Origin of the sequence: Pseudonocardia broussonetiae (assembly GCF_013155125.1) — a bacterium.
GTDB lineage: Bacteria > Actinomycetota > Actinomycetes > Mycobacteriales > Pseudonocardiaceae > Pseudonocardia > Pseudonocardia broussonetiae.
In genome coordinates, this window is record NZ_CP053564.1 from 4,369,072 (window position 1) to 4,388,860 (window position 19,789).

Here is a 19,789-nt window from a genome sequence, read left to right on the forward strand (position 1 = left end):
AGAGGGTGGTCGGGGTGCGCGGCACGTCGTCGCTCCTGCTGTCGATGGGTGTGCTGCACCGACTCTCCGGGCCGTCGGGCGCGACATCCACGGCCCGCCGATCCGTGGCTCGCCGATCCGCGGCCGCTCGTCGTCGCCCGGGCGCCCGGCGCCTCACCAGGGGATGTCGACGCCCGGCCAGAGCGTGAAGGTGCCGGTCGGCCCGTCCGGCCCCAGGCGGGCGACGCGCACCACCTCGCGGGAGGCGTCCTCGACCGACTCCGTGCCCTCGAAGTTGACCAGTGCGGTGTTCGCGAACCCCGGCGAGACGAGGTTGACCTTGATGTCGGTGGGTTCCAGCTCGATCATCATGGACAGCGTCACCGCGTTGAGCGCGGCCTTCGACGCGGAGTAGACCGGTTCGAAGGCCGAGCGCAGCGGGGAGGCCGGGTCGGCGGCGGTCGTCAGCGAGCCCAGCGCGCTCGTCACGTTCACGATGCGCGCGTCCGAGGACTCGCGCAGCAGCGGCAGCACGGCCTGGTAGACCGCGAGGACGCCGAAGACGTTGACCTCCCAGACGGCCCGCAGGTCGTCGAGCGGGGCGATGCTCGCCGTCGACAGGGCGCGGAGCTCGGCGAGACCTCCGGTGGCGGCGCGGGTGGTCGAGACGGCGGCGTTGTTCACGAGGAGGTCGAGACGGCCGGCCTCCCGCCGGATCCGCCCGACGGCCGCGGCGATCGACGCTGCATCGGTCACGTCGAGCTGGAGCGCGGTGGCCCCCTCGCCGATCTCGGCGGCCGCCGCCTCCCCGCGGGCGAGGTCGCGGGAGCCGACGAACACGGCGACGCCGTCGGCGACCAGCTCCGTCGCCACCTGCCTGCCCATGCCCTGGTTGGCTCCGGTGACGAGAGCGGTGCGGGTCGTGCTCACGGGGATCCTCCATCTCCTGGTGCTGCTGCGGGACGAGTGCGAACCGGACGCCGGCCGCTCTCCTCGACGACTGTCCGAGCCCGCCGGGCCGACGGGAAGACCCCGTCGAGGCTGGTACCGGCAGGGCCACCCACCGGACGGCCGGGGGCATGATGGGAGTCGTGCCGGCGCGGATCAGGGCAGACCTCGGGGAGTACCTGCGTCACCGCCGGACGGCGATGGCGCCGCCCGACCGGCCCGCCGCCGGGCGCGTGTCACGGCGGCGGGTGCCGGGCCTGCGACGCCAGGAGCTGGCCGAGGCCGCGGGGATCTCCGTCGAGTACTACACGCGCCTGGAGCAGGGCAGGGCGCCGCGCCCGTCGCGGGAGGTCCTCACTGCGCTGGCCCGGGCCTTCGGCCTCGCACCCGGCGCCCGGGACCACGTGTTCCGGCTCGCGGGCGAGCTGCCCCCCGAGCCGCTCGCCCCGGACAGCGAGATCCGACCCGGACTCCTCAGGCTCCTCCGCGGGCTCGACGAGACCGTCCCCGTCACCGTGCACGACGGACGGCTGGACGTGCTGGCCCGCAACGCCGCCGCCGCCGAGCTCCTCGGGCCGCTGCCCGGCGCGGGCGAGTACCGGCGCAACATCGTCCACCACGGGTTCACGGCCGCGGCCCGCCACGTCCTCGGGGAGGAGGGGGCCGACCGCTACGCGCGGTGGGCCACCGCCGAGCTCCGTTCGGCGCTGGGCCGGTACCCCGACGACGAGCGCTTGCGGTCCCTGGTCGCCGACCTCTCGGCGTCGAGCGCGGGGTTCCGGGACCTCTGGACCCGGGGTGAGGTCGCGACGGGGCGGTCCGCCGAGAAGCACCTGCACCACCCGTTACGGGGGTGGCTGACCTTCCAGAGCGAGATGCTGCATGACACCGAGCGGGACCACTGGATCGTGATCTACGCGCCCGCCGGCTGACATCCTCGGACCGGTGGGCCGTGGCTACCGGTCCGGCAGACCCCGATCCTCGGTGGGGTCCACCCAGGACGTCCACCGAGGAGCGGCCTCGGCATCGCCGGCCGTTCGCGCACAGGAGTCTCGACCGTCGACGCAGAGGTGATGTCGCGGCGCGACATCGGTGCTAAGTTGATGTCACGCCGCGACAACAGCGTGGGGCGGGAACATCACCGCGGTGGGCCCCACGGGAACGGAAGGCTCCGATGCCGAGCACCGACGACCGCCTGCAGATCACCGAGGTCCTGTCCCTCCTCGGACAGATCGTCGACGGGGCGCACCTGGACCGCCTGGGGGAGGTCGTCACCCCGGACGTCGTCTACGACCTCGCCGATGCCGGAGTGGGGGTCTTCGAGGGCATCGAGGCCGTCCGGGCCGCGTTCACCGCGCTCGGCGCCCGGGCCCCGCTGGCGCACCACGTGACGAACGTCGTCCTCGCGCCGGTGGGCCCGGACGAGGTGGCGGTGCGCTCCAAGGGCCTGATGATCATGGCCGACGGCTCGATCCTCAGCGTGGACCACGTCGACGCGGTGCGCCGGCACGACGGCCGCTGGCGGATCGCGCACCGGGTCGTCACGTCACTGGCCACCGGGAGGGCGGCGTGAAGGCGATCCGGTTCGAGCGGTTCGGCCCCCCGGACGTCCTCGCCCTCGTCGACGTCGACGAGCCGCACGCCGGGCCGGGTCAGGTCCGCATCGCGGTGCGCGCGGTCGGGATCAACGGCCTGGACGGGAAGATCCGCTCGGGCCGCATGGCCGGGGTGTTCGACGTCGCACTGCCCAGCGGTACCGGCTCGGACGCCTCCGGCGTGGTCGACCAGGTCGGCGACGGGGTGTCCGGCGTCCAGGTCGGCGACGCGGTGTTCGGCGTCGGCACCGGAGTCCTCGCCGAGCACGCGGTGCTCGACGCGTGGGCGGTCAAGCCGGACAGCCTGGCGTTCGAGGAGGCCGCCGGGTACCCGGTCCCGGTCGAGACGGCGTTCCGCGTCCTCGACCTGGTCGGCCTCGAGCCCGGTCGCACGCTGCTGGTGAGCGGCGCCTCGGGTGGCGTCGGCACGGCCGTCGTCCAGATCGCCCGGCAGCGGGGGATCACCGTCGTCAGCACCGCGAGCCCGGCCAACCAGGACTACCTCCGCGGGCTGGGTGCCCTGCCCACGACGTACGGCGACGGGCTCGTCGACCGGGTCCGCGCGCTGGCACCGGACGGGGTCGACGCCGCGCTGGACGTGTCCGGGTCGGGGGTCATCGCGGAGTGCATCGCGCTCACGGGCGACCCGTCCCGGGTCGTGTCCATCGCCGACTTCACCGCTCCGCAGCTCGGGGCGCAGGTCTCCTTCGCACCCGCCGACGTCCCCGCCGCGCTGCGGGCCGCCGCCGCGCTGCACGTCGACGGGGTGCTGCGCATGCCGGTCGGGTCGACGTTCCTCCTGGCCGACGCCGCGGCGGCGCAGGCGCACAACGACGCCGGGCACGCCGCGGGACGGACCGTCGTCGTCGTCGCGGGGGAGGCGGGCGCGCCGTGAGCGGCGGAGCCGGCGCGATCGTGCTGCCCCGTAGGGTGCACGGCATGCCCCGCTGGGAAGAGGGCAGTGCGGACCGGCTGACGAGGGCCGCACTGGAGCTGTTCGAGGAACGCGGTTTCGAGAGCACGAGCGTCGTCGAGATCGCCGACCGCGCGCGGGTCACGACCCGCACGTTCTTCCGGTACTTCTCGGACAAGGCCGAGGTGCTGTTCGCCGAGTCGGAGCGGATCCGCGCCGCGCTCGTGCAGGAGGTCCTCGACGCCCCCGACGTCTCGCAGCCGCTGCGCGCCGTGACCGCGGTCCTGGCCGGTTTCGACTGGGGCGCCCCCGGCACGGAGGTGCTGCGCCGGCGCCAGGCCGTGATCGCGGCCAACCCGGGACTGCTGGAACGCGACCTGGTCAAGCAGCACGCCATCGCGACGGGGTTCGTCGACGCCCTGCAGCGCCGCGGGGTGGAGGAGGGCGAGGCCCGTCTCGCCGCGCGCGTGGGGACCCAGGTGTTCTCCGTCGCCTACGCCCGGTGGGTCGAGGGCGACGGCGAGGCGGACCTGGCCGAGCTCGTCGCCGCCGCGATGGCCGTGCTCGGGGCCCTCGTGCCTCCCGGTCGGGCCGGCTCGGTGGCGAGCCCCACCCGAACCGGAGGGTCCTCGTGAGCGCGGCGAGGAGGGCGTCGCGCGCACTGGTCGGCCTGATCGCGGTGGGGACGACCGTCGGGCCGCTCGTCGTCGACGCCCTGCTGCCCGTGACGGCCCGCCAGCACCTGCGCAACCCCCGCTGGCCCGGGCACGCGAAGTTCCACAACGCCCAGTACATCGTCATGAGCGCGGTGCTCGGCGTCGTCGGTCTGCGGCTGGTGACCACCCCCCACGGCGACCCGGACCACAACCTGCTCACGGCGACGGCGATGCTGTCCGCCCCCTGGGTGGGGATGTACGGCGCGGCCGCGTTCCCGGGCACCGCGCTGGTCGACGAGGAGTTCCGCGACTCGCCGGCCAACACCGTCCTGGGCGTCGAGGTCAACATCCTCGTGGGGTCGGTCTGCCTGTCCCTGCTGGGGGCCTCGCTCGCGCTGGGGCGCCGCGCGAACCGCGCCGGCTAGGGGCGCTGCGCCGCGAGGTCCGGCCGCCGCCCGACCGCGGCGTCGAGGACCGGGGGTGAGGGTGGCGCCCGCCGGGATGCGTCCCTGACGCGGCGCTGCCGCCCGGCCCGGTTCCGGTCGGCCCGTACGAGCGGGGCGCTACCTGCCCGTGGACCGCAGGTAGTCGACCGCGTACGACCGCGCTGGTGGGGGTACCGGGCGTGGCGCACGGTGGACGCGATGCCGGACACCGGCAGGTCCCATCCGTCCTCGACAGGGGAGGCACCACCTTGCGCAGCCACCACGAGACGAGCGGGCGTGATCTGACCGCGGTCGTCGAGAAGGCGATCGAGGCCTACAACGCCCAGGACTTCGACGCCTACCAGGAGTTCTTCGCCCCGGACCTGCGGTTCGTGCACCACAACCGCGGGTTCGGGTTCACCGACCGGGACGCCTTCATCCAGACCCTGAAGGGCTTCGCGGCGGACCTCATCCCGGACCGGCGGCTGCGTCCCGCCACCCGGATCTTCCAAGCCGGCAACCTGGTGGTGCGGGAGCAGGAGTGGGGTGGCACCGCCGTTGCGGACGTGCCGGGCATCGCGGCGGCGGGCGAGACCTTCACCCTCGAGTTCTGCACCGTCTACCGGTTCGGGCCGGACGACAAGGTCGTCGAATACCACGAGTACGGCTGAGGACCGGACGTGGGAGTGCCACGGGCATCGCCGGGGTGATCGCGTTCCCGGCTCGGTCCGGCCTCGGACTTCGTCACGCGCCGACCGGGAGGGTCAGCGCGTGGCGACGGGGTCCGGCGCGGGCTCGGCCCCACCGGCCAGCCAGGCCGCGATCTGGGTCCGGGAGGTGAAGGCCATCTTCACCAGGACCTGCTGCACGTGACCCTCGACGGTCCGGGTCGACAGCGTGAGCCGCGCGGCGATGTCCCGGTTCGACAGGCCCGAGGCGACGAGTCGGGCGACCTGTCCCTCACGGCGGGTGAGTCGAGCCGCCCGTTCCATCCGGTCCCCGTGCCGGGCCGGTCGTGCGTCCCCGTCCAGGAAGCTGACGAACCCCCCGGAGCGGGAGAGGGCGACGCCCCTCGCGTAGGCGGCCTCGAAGCGGCGGTCTCCTACCGCCCGGCGCGCCCGGTGCTCGCACGTGCGGCGCCGCTCGATCCAGCCCGCGGAGCCGTAGAGGTCCTGGCCGAAGGTGCCCCACAACCGGGAGGCGACGCCGAGCACGGTGGCCGAGCGCTCGCCGTCGCCGTCCGCCGCCAAGGTCCAGGCGACCAGGTCGAGCGCCAGGGCGGAGCCGAGCAGGTCACCCTCCTCGCGGTCGTCGAGGCACTCGCGCAGCAGGCGGAGGGCCTCCGGGCGGTCGTGCCGCTCGAACGCCACGAACGCGAGGCCGAAGAGCACGTACCCGCGCAGCCAGCGGTCCCCGGCCTCGCGGCACAGGGCGAGGCCCTGCTCGAACTGCGCCGCGGCGCCGTCCGACGCGCCGTCGAACACCATCATCAGACCGGTGTGCACGTGCAGGGACACCAGCCAACCCGGGTGCACCTCCACCTGGGCGTAGCGGTCCCCGGCCTCGCTCAGCAGTGTGTGGGCGAGCTCCTGGTCGCCGGCGAAGAAGGCGCTGACGCCCAGGAGGTGCGTCGCGACGGCCACGCCCGCCCGGTCGTCCGCCTCGCGGGCGGAGGCGAGGCTCGTGCCGAGGATGCCGCCGGCCTCGGCCTGCTCGCCCTGCAGCGCCGCCACGAAGCCGTAGGTCGTCATCGCCCGTCGCCACTGGACCGGGTCACCCGGCTGCGCCACGACCCGGGCGAGCCACAGCCTGCCCTCGGGCAGTGACGAGGCGATCCAGTAGGACCACAGGTCGGCGGCGACCCGCTGCGCCACCGCGACCTGGTCCTCGTCGGTCGACCACAGCTCCAGCGCCGCCCGCAGGTTGAGGTGCTCGTCGCGCAGCCTCCGGAACCAGGTGCGGGCCCGCGGCGTGAACCAGTTGGCCGAGAAGTCCGCCACGAGGCCCTGGCACCAGTCGAGGAAGCGCTCGCGCACGCCGGCGCTCTCCCCGGTCTCGTCGAGCAGTTCCAGGCCGTACTCGCGGATCGTCTCCAGCATCCGGAACCGCACGACACCGCGCTCGTCCGAACGCAGCAGCACGGACCGGTCGACGAGGCCGGTGAGCGCCTCCAGCAGCGCGTGCTCGTCCGCCCCCGTCACGCCGGTGACGGCTTCGATCGAGGTCAGCGTGAACCCACCCGGGAACGCTGACGCCGTCCGCCACAGCTGCTGCTCGGCCGGATCGCAGAGCTCGTAGGTCCAGTCGATGGTGGCCCGGAGCGTGTGCTGGCGGGGTGGGCTGGTGGTCATCCCGTGCGTGAGCACCGGCAGGCGCTTGTGCAGCCGCTCCCGGAGCTGGCTCGCCGACAGCACCTTCAGGCGCACGGCGGCCAGCTCGAGCGCCAGCGGGATGCCCTCCAGCCGGTGGCAGATGGCGATGAGGTCGGTCCCGTCGACCGCGTCCAGGTCGAAGCCGGGCACCGACGACTCCGCCCGTCGGACGAACAGGTCGAGCGCCGGGTGGGCCTCGATCGAGTCGCGGTGGACGACGACGCCCTCGGCGGGGAGCGGCAGCGGGTCCACCGGCAGCACGACCTCGCCGGGCACCCCCAGCTGCTGACGGCTGGTGGCCACCACCTGCACATCGGGTGCGGCCCGGAGCACCGCCTGGAGCAGCGCCGCGGTGGCCTCCAGGACGTGCTCGCAGTTGTCGACCACCAGCAGCGCCTGCTTGTCCCTCAGGTGGTCCACGACCACCTCGATCCGCTGCCGCGACGAGGAGTCCGCCAACCCCAGGGCCTCCGCGGCGACCGTGGGCACCAGCTCCGGCTGCCGGACCGGCGCGAGCTCGATCAGGACGACACCGTCCCGGAAGCGGCCGGCCCCGCCCTCCGCGCACTGCAGCGCAAGCCGGGTCTTGCCGACACCACCGATCCCGCACAGCGTGACCAGCCGGTGCGACCGCATCAGCCGGCGAGCCGCCGTGATCTCCGTACGACGGCCGACGAAGCTCGTGAGGTCCGCAGGGAGGGTCGCTCTGCTGCCCGGGCCGGCGCCCATCCCATCACCCTCCCGCCCCATCGCGGTGCCCGGTCGGCGGAGGTCCCAAGGGGCCACCGACCCCCGCCATGGAAGCAGATCGGGGCACCCCGGGCCAGCGCCTCACTACCTGGGTCCGCAGACCAGGTAGCGGACGCCGACGACGGGGTCAGACCCGCAGGGCGACCTCCTCCGGATCCGCCCCGGCCACCCGGGAGAACGTGAAGCCGGAGTAGCCGTTGTCGGCGGACTCCCTCAGCTCGGCGAAGTAGCCCGGGATGCCCCCGAGGTAGAACAGCGGGACGTGGGCCTTGCCCGGCACGTTCGCTCCGAGGAACCAGGTGTGCACCGCTTCGCCCTGGCCCAGCACCGTGGCGTCGACGATCTCCTGCAGCTTGCGGCTCCAGGCGTCCATGGCGTCGGGGTCGGCCTGCATGACGTCGTGCCCGTTCGTCCGGAGGTGGTCGATGGCGTCGGCGGTCCACTCCACCGCGAACTCGGTGGTCGGCGGGAAGTTGCCGAAGGGGAATCCGGGACCGCCGAGCACGAACATGTTCGGGAAACCGGTGACCGCGATCCCGAGGTGGGTCCGCGCGCCGTCCGCCCAGACCTCGCCCAGCGAGCGGCCGTCGCTACCGCGGATGTCGATCGCGGTCAGCGCGCCGGTCGCGGCGTCGAACCCGGTGGCGAAGATCAGGATGTCGGCGTCGTGAGTGCTGCCGTCGGCCAGTCGCAGCCCGGTCTCGGTGATCGCCTCGATCGAGTTGGCGCTGATGTCGACCAGTGAGACGTTGTCCCGGTTGTAGGTCTCGTAGTAGTGGTGGCCCAGCGGGGGGCGCTTGGAGCCGAGGGGGTGGTTCTTCGGGGCGAGCAGCTCGGCGGTCTCGCGGTCGTGGACGATGGCGCGGATCTTGTCGCGCACGAACTCGGACGCCACGTCGTTGCAGCGCTGGTCGACCAGGAGGTCGTCGAAGGTCTCGAACAGGAACCGGAAGCCGCCGATCTCCCAGCCGTGCTCGAGGACGCGCCGGGCCTCGTCGTCGTCGACGTCGGAGAACACGCGACCGGCGGGGTTCATGGGGAAGCCGAAGACCTGGCCCCGCACCTGCTCCCAGATCGCCGGGTAGTCGGCCTTGATCGCCTTCTGCTGGTCGGCGTCGATCGGGCCGTTGCGGGCCGGCATGACGTAGTTGGGCGTGCGTTGGAGGACCGTGAGGTGCGAGGCCCTCTGCGCGACCTGGGGGATCAGCTGCACGCCGGTGGCGCCGGTGCCGATGACCGCGACGCGCTTCCCACTGAAGTCGACCTCCTCCACCGGCCAGCGGGCGGTCAGGTACCGCTCCCCGCGGAACGACTCGATCCCCGGGAACGGCGGTTCGTACGCCGCCGACAACGGGCCGACCGCGGGGATCAGGTAGGTGCAGCGCAGCGTGTTCCCGGCGTCGGTCTCCACCGTCCAGGTGTTCGTGGCGTCGTCGCGCCGTGCGCGCTCGACCCGCGTGCCGAGGTCGATGTCACGTCGCAGGTCGAAGCGGTCGGCCACGTGGGACAGGTAGCTCTGCATGACCGGCTGGTCGGGGTAGCGCTGTGGCCAGACCCAGTCCTGCAGCAGGTCCTCGTCGAAGCTGAAGCAGTACACCCAGCTCTCGGAGTCCGTGCGAGCGCCGGGGTAGCGGTTCCAGTGCCACGTGCCGCCGACGTCGGAGCCCGCCTCGATGAGCCGAGCGGTGAGCCCCCGCCGCCGCGTCTCGATCAGTGCGCGCAGTCCCGCGAAGCCGGCGCCGATGATGATGCAGTCGTGATCGGTCTTGACCGTCATGCACGTGTCCTTCCCGTGGTGACCAGGTGTTGCTGCCCGTCCTCCTGCGAGGACCGCAGACGCAGGTCACGCTCGTCCCGCCGGGGGCACCGGGCGAGGGCAGAACTACGGCATCCACTACCCGGTGCACTCGGGCAGGTACGGCTCCCGCATCAGCCCGCAACCCCCTGCAGCGGGTCCTGCACGCCGCCGAAGCAGTGGGAGAGGACCTGCTGCAGCGTCGTGTCCCTCGACGGCACGTCCGCCACCAGCCGTCCCTCGCGCATGACCAGGAGCCGGTCGCTGACCCGCAGGGTCTCCTCGAGGTCGCTGGAGATGAACAGGACCGCGCGGCCCTCGCGGGCGGTCTCGCGCACGAGGCGGTGGATCTCGGTCTGCGCGCCGACGTCGACGCCCTGGGTGGGTTCGTCGAAGATGAGGATGTCGGCGTCGGTCGCGAGCCACTTGGCGATCACCACCTTCTGCTGGTTGCCGCCGGAGAGGTGGCCGAACCGGCTCTCCGAGCCGACCGCCTTGATGCCGAACCGGTCGCGGTCGGCGTCGTAGCGCCGGCGTTCCCTCTTCCGGCGGATGAAGCCCGCCGAGGCGAACGAGGACAGCGCGGCCAGGGTGAGGTTCTCGCGCACCGTCCACTCGGGGACCGAGGCCTGGTGCCTGCGGTCCTCCGGCATCAGGGCGACCCCGCGACGGATCGCCTGCGCCGGGGACGTCGCCCTGAGGACCTTCCCGCCGATCTCGATCCGGCCGGCGTCGGGCCGCACCGCTCCGAACAGCAGGTGCGCCAGCTCGGAGCGGCCGGCACCGACGAAGCCGGCGAGGCCCGTCACCTCGCCGCGGTGGAGGGTCATGTCGACGTCCACGACGCGGTTCTTCCAGCACAGCCCGTGCGTCGTGAGCGCGACCGCGCCGCGCTCGTGGGGAGCCGCCCGGACGAGCTCGGACGGCTCGACGCCGAGGATGAGCTGCACCAGCCGGTGCCGGTCCTGGAGGTCGTCGTGCTCCAGCCGTCCGACCAGCTCGCCGTCGCGCAGCACCGTGGCCCGGTCGCAGAGCGCGGCGATCTCGTCGAGCCGGTGCGAGACGTAGACGACGCTCAGCCCGTCGGCGCGCAGCCGCTCGACGACCCGGTACACCTGCTCGACCTCGTGCGCCCCGAGGGACGCGGTCGGCTCGTCCATGATGATGAGGCGCGCGCCCAGCAGCAGGCAGCGCCCCAGGCCGACCATCTGGGTCTGCGCCGCCGACAGGGCCGAGATGCGCTGGTCGACGTCGAGCTCGACGCCGAGCCTGGCCAGGATCTCGGCGCACCTGCGGCGCATCTCCGACCGGCGGATCAGCGGCCCGACGGTGGGCGGCCGCAGGCCGAGGTACACGTTCTCGTACACCGCCATCTCCGCGACGACCTGCGGCTCCTGGTGCAGCACCGCGATACCGGCCGCGGTGGACGCCGCCGCGTCGGCGAACGCGACCTCGACGCCGTCGACCTCGATCGTGCCCGCGTCCGGTCGGTGCACCCCGGCGAGGATCTTGATCAGCGTCGACTTGCCGGCGCCGTTCTGGCCGATCAGCCCGTGCACCTCGCCCGCGCGGATGTCGAGGTCGACGTCGGAGAGGGCCCGCACCCCCATGAAGCTCTTGCCCACCCCGCGGACGCGGAACGGCACCTGCGGCCCGGTCATCGTGCGGCCACCCGACGGGCGAAGGTGCTGATCGTGACGGCGGCGACGAGCACGATCCCCTGCGCCGCCGTCGTCCACGCCCGCTCGACCCCGGCGACGACCAGCCCGTTGGCGAGGAAGCTGAGCATGAGGACGCCGACGATCGTCCCGCCGACGTGGAACTGCCCGTCCCGCAGCGTCGCCGCGCCGATGAAGCTGGCGGCGAACGCCGGCAGCAGGTAGCTCAGGGCGGACGTCGGGTTTGCCCACGCCGAGGCTCGAGGTGAGCATGAGCCCACCCAGGCCCGCCAGCAGCCCGCTGACGGCGAAGGCGATCAGCCGGGCGCGCTTGTTGTCGATGCCGGACAGCCGGGCCGCGACCGGGTTGCCGCCGACGGCGTACATCCGGCGGCCGACCACCGTGCGCTCCAGCAGGAGGTACGCCGCCACGGCCACCACGAACCGAGGATCACGAGGTAGGGGACCGGCCCGACCCCGCCCCGGCCCAGCGTGGTGAAGTCCGGCGGGAGGTCGCCGGACACCTGGACCCCGTCGCGGTAGGCGAGCAACCAGCCCGCGATGATCTGCCCGACGCCGAGCGTGGTGATGAAGGCCGAGACGCCCAGCCGGGTCACGACGAGCCCGTTGACGACCCCGACGGCGAGGCCGAACCCGAGCGCTGCAGCGGTGCCGCCGGCCATCCCGTAGGTCTGCGCCGTGCCGGCGGCGAGCATCCCGGCCGCGGTGGCGGTGTAGCCGATGGAGAGGTCGAAGTCGCCCAGGACCAGCACGATGGTGAGCCCGATCGACACGACGCCCATCGCCGCCGACGCCTTGAGCACGTTGGCGACGTTGCTGCCGGACAGGAACGAGTCGGCGGTCCAGGAGAACACCGCCAGCATGAGCACCAGCCCGACCAGCGTCCCGTAGCGGGAGAGCAGCAGCAGCAGTTCCCGTCCTCGGGCGGGCCCCGTCGGCGGGGCGGTGCCCGGAGGTGCACCACCGGTTCCCTGCTTCCCGCCGCTCGTCGTCGTGGTCAGCGGTGCACCGGTCGAGGCGTTCATCAGGCGGCTCCAGGGTCGGCCGACAACGGCGGCGGTCGTGCGGGAACCCGAACGTAGGAGCTGGTGGGGGCCGCTGACAGTCCACCAAAGTGCATGAGGTGGCGCGCCCGCACGCGTGCACTTTGGTGCACTGTCCGGCCCCCGGGGCCGGTCGTACCGTTCCGCCAGCGCAGGCCGAGCGGTCGCGGAGGACTTCACTGCCCGAGGGAGAACCACACGATGACACGAGACGGCAACCCGCTCTCCCGGCGTTCGTTCTTCGCCGGCACGGCCGGGGTGGGCGCGGGTCTGGCGCTGACCGCCTGCAGCACCAGCGGCGGCACCGCCGCGAGCACCGCGGCCGCCCCCGGAGCGGCGAGCACCGCGACGGGTGCCTCCTTCACCGCCGCCGACTTCGCGAGCCTGAAGGGCAAGCAGATCGGGGTGGTGGGCATCAACCTGCAGGGACCGACCGTGGCCCGCAGCGTGCAGATCATGACGGAGCTGTCCGCCGAGCACGGGTTCGCGCTGCAGTCGGTGAGCACGGCGTTCGACCTGGCGCGCACCAACGACACGATGCGGGTGTGGGCCGACACCGGGTTCGACGCGATCGTCGTCGCGAACACCGAGGCGGCGAACATCACCGAGGGACTGGCGGCGGCGAACCGGGCCGGTGTCCCGGTGGGCGGCTTCTACTGCGGGGTCGCTCCCGGGCTCGCGTTCGACGTGGGCGCCAACGAGTTCATCTCGGGCAACCGGTGCGCCACCTACATCCAGCAGCGCCTCGCCGCGACCGGCGGGGGCAAGGGGATCGCGATCTTCGGCTACACCCCGCTCGCCAACCTCCGCGAGCGTGAGCTGTGCGTGACGACCCAGGCCGACTACTTCGGGACGCCGATCCTGCTGCGCCACGAGGTGAACGCCGACTCCTCGGTCCCCGACGTGCAGAACACGACCGCCAACCTGCTGACGAAGTACCCGCAGGGCGGTGAGCTGGGGGCCGTCTTCGTGGGCTGGGACCAGGGCGGGTTCGCCGCCGTCTCGGCGATCGAGTCGGCGGGCCGGGACGACGTCTTCGTCGTCTCCATCGACGGCGAGGAGGCCAACCTGGACTCGATCCGGCAGGGCGGCCCGCAGGGCGCCACGGTCGTGAACGACATGGTGGCCGTGTCCAACGTGGTGCTGACGCAGCTCGGGAAGATCATCGGCGGGGCCGCCCCGCCGCAGAACGCGCAGCTCTACGTGGACGCCCCGCTGATCACCTCGGCGAACGTCCCGGCCGGCGGGGTCCCGCAGGGGACCGGCCTCACGCCGTTCTACGCGGGCTGAGCCGTGACACCGACGAGAGGATCGATCGTGACGACGGAGACGGACGGCGCACGGACCGCGGGGGCCGTGAGGTACCTCGACGGTGTCCCCCTCACGCGGCAGGAGCTCCCGCCGCTCCCCGGACCGCCGACGTCCGGAACCGTCGAGGAGGAACGGCTGCACCGCCGGCAGAAGCTCGCCGGCGCGCTGCGGATCTTCGGCCGCCTCGGTTTCGGCGAGGGCGTGGCCGGCCACATCACCGTGCGCGACCCGGAGTGGCCCGACCACTTCTGGGTCAACCCCTTCGGCGTCGGCTTCCGGCACATGCGGGTCAGCGACCTCGTCCTCGTCGACCACGACGGCGACGTCGTGCACGGGTCCCGGCAGGTCAACCGCGCCGCGTTCGTGCTGCACTCCGCGATCCACCAGGCGCGTCCGGACGTGGTGGCCGCGGCCCACGCGCACTCGCCGTACGGCAAGTCGTTCAGCTCCCTGGGGATCCCGCTCGACCCGCTGACGCAGGACGCGTGCACCTTCTACGGGGACCACGCCGTCGTCACCGAGCAGGGGGGTGCCGTCGTCCTCGAGATCGAGGCGGGGCGCCAGGTCGCGGCGGGCCTCGGGTCGTGCAAGGCCGCGATCCACCAGAACCACGGCCTGTTCACCGTCGGGCGCACCCTCGACGAAGCGGTGTTCTGGTTCCTCTCCCTGGAGCGCTCCTGCCAGGCCCAGCTCATGGCGATGGCGGCGGGGGAGCCCCTGCCCATCCGGCACGAGTGGGCGGCGTACACCGCGCAGCAGAACGGCACCCCGTGGGCCGGCTGGTTCAACTTCCAGCCGTTGTGGGACGAGGTCCGCCACACCGATCCCGACCTGTTCGACTGAGCGAGGAGACCTCCCGTGAGCGACACAGCCACCCAGCCGGACACCGACACGGTGCTGACCGAGCGGCGGGGCGGGGTGCTCGTCCTGACGCTGAACCGCCCCGAGCGCCTCAACGCGTGGAACGCCGGCCTGGAGCGCCGGTACTTCTCGTTGCTCGACGAGGCGGAGGCCGACCCGGACGTCCGGGTCGTCGTCGTGACGGGCGCCGGGCGCGGCTTCTGCGCCGGTGCCGACATGGACGAGCTCGACGTGCTCACGGGCGCGGGCGAGGCGGCGGCACCCGTGCGCACCGTCCCCTGCCACCGTCCGCTGCTGATGCGCAAACCGCTGATCGCGGCGGTCAACGGGGCGGCCGCCGGCCTGGGGTTCGTCCAGGCGCTGTACTGCGACCTGCGCTTCACCACGCCCACCGCCAAGTTCACGTCGTCCTTCACCCGCCGGGGACTGATCGCCGAGTACGGCGCGGCGTGGTTGCTGCCGCGGCTCGTCGGTCACAGCCGCGCCGCCGACCTGCTGCTCTCCGCCCGGGTCGTGCCGGGTCAGGAGGCCCTGGCCATGGGCCTCGTCGACCGGGTCGTCGACCCCGGCGAGCTGCTCGACACCGCGGTCGCCTACGGGCAGGACCTGGCGGACCACTGCTCACCCGCGGCCGTGGCGGCGGTGAAGGCGCAGCTCGCGGCCGCGGCCGTGAGCACGTTCCCCGAGGCGGTCGACGAGGCGGACCGGCGGATGCTGCAGTCGTTCGGCCATCCCGACTTCGCGGAGGGCGTGACCAGCTACCGGGAGAAGCGGCCGCCGGCGTTCACCGGGCTGGCCCTGCGCTGATCGGGCCCTTGAAATCCCGCGCGAGCTCCTCTTGACTTGGACGGGCCGGCGCGCGTGACGGCGAGAGGCAGTGCCAATGGAGGCATCGGAGGCGACGGGCGTGCAGCTACCCTCCGAGCAGTACGAGCGGATCTTCACCGTGCTCGAGCGCTGCGACGCGGCCCGCACGGTCCAGGACTTCAAGGAGGTCGTCCTCGACTCGCTCGGCTCCGCCTTCTCCTACCGCCACCTCACCTGCTTCGCCGGCCCGACCATCCAGGACGTGTTCGCCGACCGGTCGCCCGCGCTGCGCGGGTCGTGCGCCGTCAGCTGGCCGGGGTACCGCGACCGCTGGCACAAGATCGACGTGCTCTCCTCCGACGAGTCGTGCCGGGCGCTGGACCGTGACGGCTTCAGCGACATCGACCGGCTCACGTCGATGCCGGACTGGGGACGCCGGTACATCGACGGCCACATGCGCCGCTGGGGCTACCGCTCCTCCGCGGTGATGCACCTGCAGTTCCCGCAGGGAGGGCACGCCCTGGTGGGGATCACCGACCCGGAGCCGGGCCTGGTCGACGACGTGGACGCGGCCGCGCTGCGGATGCTCTCGCGGCAGCTGTCGGCCATCAGCAGGAGGATGCCGGTCGCGGAGGAGCCCGCGCCGCCGGCGCTCAGCGGGCGGCTGCAGGAGGTCGCGGCCCTCGTCTGCGAGGGGCGGTCCAACAAGGAGATCGCCGCGACGCTGTACCTGAGCCTCGACACGGTGAAGAAGTACGTCAGCCGGATCCTCGCGACGACCGGGTGCCGCTCGCGTGCGGAGTACGTGGCGCGCTACCGCCGCCCGGCCGTGTCGTAGCCGGCGCTCAGCCGCGCGCCCAGAAGTCGACCATCGCCTCGGCGGCCTCGGCCGGCCGCTCCCACATCCACCAGTGCCCGCAGCCGTGCAGCGTGCACACCTCGCTGCCGAGGCGCTCGACCACCGCCGGCGCGAGCTCGGGCATCGTGTACGGGTCCGCGGGCGTGTGCACGACCAGCGAGCGGGTCCGCGGCGCGGCCGCGAGCCGGTCCCCGAGCTCGCGCATGTAGGGCTGCACGGCCGACCGGTAGACCGCGAGGATCGAGCGACCCATCGTCTCGTCGAAGTGCTCCGCGATGCTCGGTGCCAGGCCCGCCGGCACGTCGTCGCTGGCGACGAGGTCGTCGCCGGTCATCGCGACCATCTGCGCGACGAGCTCATCGCCGTCCCCGGGCGTCTGCCAGGTCCGGGCGGCCGGGTGCCAGCGGTAGTCGGGATGGATGATGCCGGAGCAGTCGGCGACCCAGGAGCGCAGCAGGTCCGGGCGCGTCGCCGCCACCGCGTACAGGTGGCCGGCGCCCCAGTCGTGCCCGACGAGGTCGACCGGCTCCCCGATCCGTTCGAGCTCACCGACGAGCCACGTCCGGTACTCCGGCGCCGTGCAGCCGAAGCCGGCCGGCACGGGCGCGCCGAACCCCGGAGGGGACAGCAGCACCGCGTCGGTGACGCCGCGGACCTCCAGCTCGGTCAGGAGCGGCCTCCACACGGAGGTCGTCTCGGGGTTCCCGTGGACGAAGACGATCGGCATGGCAGTCCCCTAGAGAGATCCCGCCGGGGGCTCCGGCATCGTGGCGAACACCCCGCGCGCCCGCATCCGCTCGAAGAAGTCCGGCTCGTACACCGCCAGCGGGTCGGCGCGGACCGCCTCGTCCAGGATCCTGGCGTCGTCACCGACGAGGATCCGCCACTCGCCCGCGCGCACGCCGTCGAGGATCTCCCCGGCCGCCGACTCCGAGGTCGTGGGGGCGTTGGCGCGGAAGCTCCGGTCGATCGCGCCGGTCCCGTCGCCGGCGTCGCCGAGGTAGGTCATCGAGTTGCGGACCAGTGAGGTCCCGACGTACCCCGGCATCACCACGGACACGCCGACGTGCGGGGCCCGCAGCCGGAGATCGCTGATCAGCGCCTCGCTGAAGCCGCGCACGGCGAACTTCGCGGTGCTGTAGGCGACCAGCGACTCGGTGGGGCTGAGCCCCGCCCAGAAGCCGTTGACGCTGCTGGTGTTGACGATCCGGGCCCGCTCGCTCCGCATCAGCAGCGGCAGGAAGACCCGGACCCCGAGGTAGACACCGCGCCAGTTGACGTCGAAGACGCGTTCCCACTGCTCGCGCGGTTCGGAGACGAAGCTGTACCCCCCGCCCCCGATGCCGGCGTTGTTGAACAGCAGGTCGACGTGGTCGGTCTCGTGCGCCTGCTCGACGTGGGCGCGGAAGGCCCGGAGGTCCGCCTCGGACGAGACGTCCGCGACGCAGGACGTCACGCGGGTGCCCGGCGCCGCGTCGGTGCGGCAGCGCTCCAGGGTCTCCTCGAGGTTGGCCTCCGACACGTCGCAGAGGGCGACACCGCACCCCTCCGCCGCGAGCATCCTCGCCAGGTCCGACCCCATGCCGGCGCCGCCGCCCGTGATGACCGCGAGCTTCCCCGTGAACGTGTCCATCGGTCCTCCTCCCGCCCGGCGTGTCCCGCGCGGTCCGACCGTAGGAACGGAGCGGGTGGACCGGACAGTGCACCTTCGTGCACTGTCCGGCGCCGTCGCGGCCTTCCTACCTTGGGGCTCCTCGCGAAGGGAGATGTCCGTGCGGAGTTTCAGGGCCCTGGAGGTCGACGAGGACGGGGACGGGTACGCGGTCCGCCTGGTCGAGCGCCTCGACGCCGACCTCCCCGACGGCGACGTCGTCGTCGACGTGCGCTGGTCGGACCTCAACTACAAGGACGGGCTGATCATGTCGGGCCGGTTCGGGCTGGTCCGCCGGTTCCCCATGACCGCGGGGATCGACCTCGTCGGGACCGTGGTCGAGTCGGGCGTCGCGGAGGTGCCGGTGGGCCGGCTCGTGACGGTGAACGGGAACGGGCTCGGCACCGACCACCCCGGGGGCCTCGCCGAGCGGGCACGGGTCCCGCACGCGTGGGTGACGCCGGTCCCGGAGCCGATCGACGCGCTGTCCGCGGCCGCGATCGGGACCGCCGGCTACACCGCCGCCCTCGCCGTCCTGGCCCTGCGGGGCAACGGCGTCGAGCCCGGCAGCGGACCGGTGCTGGTGACCGGCGCCGCCGGGGGAGCCGGGTCGATCGCGGTGCTCCTGCTGGCGGCGCTCGGCCACGAGGTGGTGGCGTCGACCGGCCGGCGCCGCATGGAGGAGGAGTCGCTGCTGCGGCTGGGGGCCAGCTCGGTGGTCGACCGGCTCGAGCTGCTCGGCGACGGCGAGCTCGGGCGGGCGAGCTGGGCGGGCGCGATCGACACGCTCGGCAGCCGGGCGCTGGCCACGGTGCTGGCCCGGACGCGCTACGGCGGCACCGTCGCCGCGATGGGGATGGCGATGGGTGTGGACCTCCCGACGTCGGTGGTGCCGTTCATCTCCCGCGCCGTCACGCTGGCCGGGATCGACTCGGTGCACGCCCCGCCCGAGCTGCGGCGGGACGCCTGGCAGCTGCTGGCGGACCACCTGGACCTGGCCGCGCTGCGCGGGATCACGGAGGTCGTGCCACTGGAGCAGGCGGCCGAGCGGTCCCGGGCGGTCATGGCAGGAACCGTGCGCGGTCGGCTCGTCGTCGACGTGCGCGCGTGACGGACCCGGCCGCCGCCGCGTCCGCGGACGCCGGGCTGTTCGGGTGGGCCCGACGGGCCCCCGACCGCTGTGCACTGCGGGTCGGCGAGCGCACGTGGACCTACGCCGAGCTGGCCCGGCTCGCCGCCGCCGCGGCCCGGCGGCTGGTCGACGCCGGGGTCCCGCCGGGGGGCCGGGTGCTGCTGGTCGCGCCGACCTCGGCGGAGTTCGTGGTCGCGTACCACGGCATCCTCGCCGCCGGCGGCGTCGCCGTGACCGTGAACACGCTGTGCACCGAGCCGGAGCTCGCCCACTTCCTCCTCGACGCCGACTGCTGCTTCGCGATCGGCTGGACGGGGACGGCGGGCCCGGTGCTGGCCGCGGGCCGGGACCACGGCGTGCCGGTCTGGCTGCTCGACGAGGCGGTGCTGGAGCCCGGGGGTCCCGCGGCCGAGGTGGTGCCCCGCGCACAGGACGACGTCGCGGTCCTGCTGTACACGTCCGGGACGACCGGTCGACCGAAGGGTGCCGAGCTCACCCGCGGCGGCATCGCGGCCGCGACCGCCTGCGTCGTCGACGCGCTCGGGCTGGGGGAGGGCGAACGCCTCGGCACGGCCCTCCCGCTGTTCCACGTCTACGGCCAGGTCGTGGTCATGGGCTCGGCGTTCCGCTGCGGCGGGACGCTCTCCCTGCTGCGGCCGTTCGACCCGGGCCGCCTGCTGCGGCTCGCCGTCGAGCACCGGCTCGGGGTCGTGGCGGGCGTGCCGACGATGTGGACCGACATGCTGCACGCGGACCCGGGTGCCGGACCGCCAGGGCTGCGGATCGCGCTGTCGGGCGGCGCGCCGCTGCCGACGGAGGTGGCGCGGGCGGTGCGGGAGCGCTTCGGGGCCGTCCTGCTCGAGGGCTACGGGCTCAGCGAGGCGACGGGCGTCGCCACGCTGTGCCGGCCGGACGAGGAGCGCCGGCCCGGCAGCGTGGGCCGCGCCCTGCGGGGGGTGGAGGTCACCGTCCGGGGTCCCGACGGAGCTCCCGTGCCCGTCGGCACCGTGGGC

18 protein-coding genes and 2 pseudogenes are annotated in these 19,789 nt (G+C 73.5%); 12 read left to right on the top strand and 8 right to left on the bottom strand.

Annotated elements, in window-relative coordinates; all coding sequences use genetic code 11:
- Window positions 1-153: 153 nt before the first annotated feature.
- Window positions 154-909, bottom strand: coding sequence for an SDR family NAD(P)-dependent oxidoreductase (locus HOP40_RS21425; protein ID WP_172161329.1), 756 nt, complete (start codon window positions 907-909; stop codon window positions 154-156).
- 161 nt (window positions 910-1,070) lie between these two features.
- Between HOP40_RS21425 and HOP40_RS21430 the strand changes: the two genes are divergently transcribed.
- From HOP40_RS21430 to HOP40_RS21455, 6 genes are all read left to right on the top strand, one after another.
- A complete protein-coding gene (locus tag HOP40_RS21430; protein WP_205346857.1) occupies window positions 1,071-1,859 on the top strand; it encodes a helix-turn-helix domain-containing protein in 789 nt (262 codons plus the stop codon).
- 242 nt (window positions 1,860-2,101) lie between these two features.
- Window positions 2,102-2,500, top strand: a complete 399-nt coding sequence (locus HOP40_RS21435; RefSeq protein WP_172161331.1) for a nuclear transport factor 2 family protein — start codon at window positions 2,102-2,104, stop codon at window positions 2,498-2,500.
- Window positions 2,497-3,417 (top strand): NADP-dependent oxidoreductase, encoded by a 921-nt coding sequence (locus tag HOP40_RS21440; protein ID WP_172161333.1) that lies wholly within the window; start codon window positions 2,497-2,499, stop codon window positions 3,415-3,417. Before HOP40_RS21435 ends, HOP40_RS21440 begins: the two co-directional genes overlap by 4 nt.
- Before the next feature lie 44 nt (window positions 3,418-3,461).
- Entirely contained in the window at window positions 3,462-4,070 is a 609-nt protein-coding gene (locus HOP40_RS21445) for a TetR family transcriptional regulator (protein ID WP_172161335.1), read from the top strand.
- A complete protein-coding gene (locus HOP40_RS21450; RefSeq protein ID WP_172161337.1) occupies window positions 4,067-4,516 on the top strand; it encodes a DUF6640 family protein in 450 nt (149 codons plus the stop codon). The genes HOP40_RS21445 and HOP40_RS21450 overlap by 4 nt, the downstream gene beginning before the upstream one ends.
- Before the next feature lie 269 nt (window positions 4,517-4,785).
- Window positions 4,786-5,187 carry a nuclear transport factor 2 family protein gene (locus tag HOP40_RS21455; RefSeq protein ID WP_172161350.1) on the top strand — a complete coding sequence of 134 codons (402 nt, stop codon included), beginning with the start codon at window positions 4,786-4,788 and terminating at the stop codon, window positions 5,185-5,187.
- Window positions 5,188-5,280: 93 nt separating this feature from the next.
- Here the strand turns inward: HOP40_RS21455 and HOP40_RS21460 are convergent, their stop codons facing one another.
- The 5 genes and pseudogenes from HOP40_RS21460 to HOP40_RS36830 form a co-directional block, all read right to left on the bottom strand.
- Entirely contained in the window at window positions 5,281-7,524 is a 2,244-nt protein-coding gene (locus tag HOP40_RS21460; protein ID WP_172161352.1) for an ATP-binding protein, read from the bottom strand.
- A gap of 241 nt (window positions 7,525-7,765) precedes the next feature.
- Window positions 7,766-9,415, bottom strand: coding sequence for a flavin-containing monooxygenase (locus HOP40_RS21465; protein WP_172161354.1), 1,650 nt, complete (start codon window positions 9,413-9,415; stop codon window positions 7,766-7,768).
- 152 nt (window positions 9,416-9,567) lie between these two features.
- A complete protein-coding gene (locus tag HOP40_RS21470) occupies window positions 9,568-11,094 on the bottom strand; it encodes a sugar ABC transporter ATP-binding protein (protein ID WP_240157188.1) in 1,527 nt (508 codons plus the stop codon).
- The gene (locus tag HOP40_RS36005; RefSeq protein ID WP_240157189.1) at window positions 11,091-11,372 is read right to left on the bottom strand and encodes an ABC transporter permease; all 282 of its coding nucleotides are present in this window, start codon (window positions 11,370-11,372) and stop codon (window positions 11,091-11,093) included. Before HOP40_RS36005 ends, HOP40_RS21470 begins: the two co-directional genes overlap by 4 nt.
- A 4-nt stretch (window positions 11,373-11,376) precedes the next feature.
- Window positions 11,377-11,478, bottom strand: a pseudogene (locus tag HOP40_RS36830) (ABC transporter permease subunit); the annotation flags it as partial.
- Between the two features lie 878 nt (window positions 11,479-12,356).
- On the opposite strand from HOP40_RS36830, the gene HOP40_RS21475 reads away from it, so the two are divergent.
- The 4 genes from HOP40_RS21475 (at window position 12,357) to HOP40_RS36015 (ending at window position 15,972) form a co-directional block, all read left to right on the top strand.
- A complete protein-coding gene (locus tag HOP40_RS21475; RefSeq protein ID WP_172161364.1) occupies window positions 12,357-13,445 on the top strand; it encodes a sugar ABC transporter substrate-binding protein in 1,089 nt (362 codons plus the stop codon).
- 27 nt (window positions 13,446-13,472) lie between these two features.
- Window positions 13,473-14,309, top strand: coding sequence for a class II aldolase/adducin family protein (locus tag HOP40_RS21480; protein WP_240157191.1), 837 nt, complete (start codon window positions 13,473-13,475; stop codon window positions 14,307-14,309).
- A 15-nt stretch (window positions 14,310-14,324) separates the two neighbouring features.
- Entirely contained in the window at window positions 14,325-15,134 is an 810-nt protein-coding gene (locus tag HOP40_RS21485) for an enoyl-CoA hydratase-related protein (RefSeq protein WP_172161366.1), read from the top strand.
- Window positions 15,135-15,234: 100 nt separating this feature from the next.
- Window positions 15,235-15,972 (top strand): helix-turn-helix transcriptional regulator, encoded by a 738-nt coding sequence (locus tag HOP40_RS36015; RefSeq protein WP_172161368.1) that lies wholly within the window; start codon window positions 15,235-15,237, stop codon window positions 15,970-15,972.
- 7 nt (window positions 15,973-15,979) lie between these two features.
- Here HOP40_RS36015 and HOP40_RS21495 read toward each other — a convergent pair whose 3' ends face one another.
- Together HOP40_RS21495 and HOP40_RS21500 are read right to left on the bottom strand one after the other, a co-directional pair.
- Window positions 15,980-16,720: an alpha/beta fold hydrolase gene (locus tag HOP40_RS21495; RefSeq protein ID WP_172161370.1), complete on the bottom strand. Its 741-nt coding sequence runs from the start codon at window positions 16,718-16,720 to the stop codon at window positions 15,980-15,982.
- A 9-nt stretch (window positions 16,721-16,729) separates the two neighbouring features.
- Entirely contained in the window at window positions 16,730-17,626 is an 897-nt protein-coding gene (locus tag HOP40_RS21500; protein WP_172161372.1) for an SDR family NAD(P)-dependent oxidoreductase, read from the bottom strand.
- 133 nt (window positions 17,627-17,759) lie between these two features.
- On the opposite strand from HOP40_RS21500, the gene HOP40_RS21505 reads away from it, so the two are divergent.
- Both HOP40_RS21505 and HOP40_RS36835 read left to right on the top strand, forming a co-directional pair.
- On the top strand, window positions 17,760-18,755 hold the full coding sequence (locus HOP40_RS21505; RefSeq protein WP_172161374.1) for an acrylyl-CoA reductase family protein: 996 nt from the start codon (window positions 17,760-17,762) through the stop codon (window positions 18,753-18,755).
- A pseudogene (locus HOP40_RS36835) lies at window positions 18,752-19,768 on the top strand (AMP-binding protein); the annotation flags it as partial. The gene HOP40_RS21505 and the pseudogene HOP40_RS36835, both read left to right, overlap by 4 nt.
- Window positions 19,769-19,789: the final 21 nt, after the last annotated feature.